Origin of the sequence: Candidatus Magnetobacterium casense, from assembly GCF_019173545.1 — a bacterium.
In the GTDB taxonomy this organism is placed as follows: Bacteria; Nitrospirota; Thermodesulfovibrionia; order Thermodesulfovibrionales; family Magnetobacteriaceae; genus Magnetobacterium; species Magnetobacterium cryptolimnobacter.
The window spans coordinates 1-1,666 of record NZ_JABXWD010000589.1 but is presented as its reverse complement, the minus strand read 5'-3'; the positions used below and the strand labels follow the sequence as shown (position 1 = coordinate 1,666).

Sequence of the window (1,666 nt, the reverse complement as noted above, 5' to 3'; positions counted from 1 at the left end):
GGTGCCGCAGCCATAGCCGCTTCGTAGGGGTCCATAACGCTTGGTAAGCGGATCGCAGGTTGCCCAGTTATTATTTTGGCAGTTGGTGCCGCCATAGCTGCTTCGTATTCATCCATTACACTAATTGTAGGTAACTTAATAGGCTGCGCGGGTTGTCCCGGTATTGATATTGGCGTGGGAGAACCTGACTGGGCATAATACGCTGCTAGGTCGTCAGGGTGAACATAATAGCCAGCCGAGACATAAACCCAAGGCTGGTCAGTAGTCCCAGCACCAGTTCCTATGGCATACGGCGCTTTCCTTATAGCCATGCCTCACCCCCTCTCGGTCAGAATATCTCAACCCCTTGAGTCCAGGCATCCCTTACCAGAGCAAGCCCCAGCCCCAGGATAATCACAATCATCGGTATCACCAAGTACATACCTATCTGGTCCTGCATGTAAGCCAAGGAAAGGCTCAAGCCTATAATTCCCCCCAAGTAGCCAGTCAGCGAGTGGCGTACAGCTCCCACAATCCCCAAGATAAATAAGGTGCCGAATATCAGCCCTGTCCTCATAATGTCAGCCATGTCGTCTAAGCCAGCGGTGTTTATGGTGACGTTCCCAGCTCCCCCAGTATCAATGGAATCGCTGGCTATCACGCTGCCAGTGGCATAGCAGGTCGAGCAATTCCCGCCCTCTGTTATGTTGTAAACGTGATAGTAAAGTCCTATCACGAGATCGTCAGTGTCAATGGTTTGGCTCGTAGTGGTTTCGTTGCCCTCGTAGACAACCAGCCCATCCTCGCAGTCCTGGGGCCAGTCTCCCACGGTCATAACAATTTTGGTGCCATTACCTGTCTGGGCAGGGGTCCACCAGAAACTCACCTCATCCGGCAGGGTGAACTCCATGCCAAGGTCAGTGACACACTCGTTGCCCTGGATGGGGCTCGCTGTAATCACGATAACCTGCGCTGTGGCTGCAAGACTCACAACAGGGATGAGCAGGTACATTCCCACTATGAGCATCACAGCCAGTATTCTAAGTCTCAAATTCTTACTCCAACGACACCAGCCATTGCTGGATATACTGAGTCTTTTGGGTTACACCTTTAAGGGTTCCCTCAACCATCATCACGCCCTCGGTTGCCTCTGCTTCACGGACTACCACCCAGAACTCAAAGCGCGTAGGCTCCAATATCACATTCGGGGGGACGGTTACTTTTATAGGTACTGCCTTGGTCACAAATGCCGGGACGATTACACTTTCAGGCATTTCCACCCAGTCAGCGCACTCAGGTGGCGGGGCGCTGAACCCCGGCTCTAAGGCATCTTCGCGGGGCACCCAGTAGCTCAAGTTATAGGTTTTGTCCTCAGCATGGTAATATTCCACGTTGAAAGCTAACGGCGCCGCGCTGATAAAACCACCTATGGTGAGGTTGCCTGTTGTCGGATTATAGTTTAGGGGCTTCAGGTAGTCTGGCGAGATGGCTACCACGTTGTCTATTGAGTCCTTATACAAAGGTTTCTTCAGGATAGCGAAGTCCGTCAACGTAGCCGGGTCTTGCTCGCTATCGTATCTAACGGCGGTCAAGGGTGTACTGTGAATCTGGACGTAGTACGACTTGGTAAATCCCAGCGCCGAGTTTGTGACGCTCAGATAAACCTGTGGCCGACATAGCCCTGTGC

At 52.3% G+C, this 1,666-nt stretch carries 3 protein-coding genes; all 3 read right to left on the bottom strand.

Features of this window, described 5'->3' with window-relative positions:
- A partial coding sequence (locus HWQ67_RS17880) for a hypothetical protein (protein ID WP_218254051.1) occupies positions 1–311 on the bottom strand: 311 nt, incomplete at its 3' end.
- Between the two features lie 17 nt (positions 312–328).
- On the bottom strand, positions 329–1,030 hold the full coding sequence (locus HWQ67_RS17875) for a hypothetical protein (RefSeq protein ID WP_218254050.1): 702 nt from the start codon (positions 1,028–1,030) through the stop codon (positions 329–331).
- Between the two features lie 4 nt (positions 1,031–1,034).
- Positions 1,035–1,666 (bottom strand): hypothetical protein (locus HWQ67_RS17870; RefSeq protein WP_218254049.1); only part of this gene is annotated, 632 nt, incomplete at its 5' end.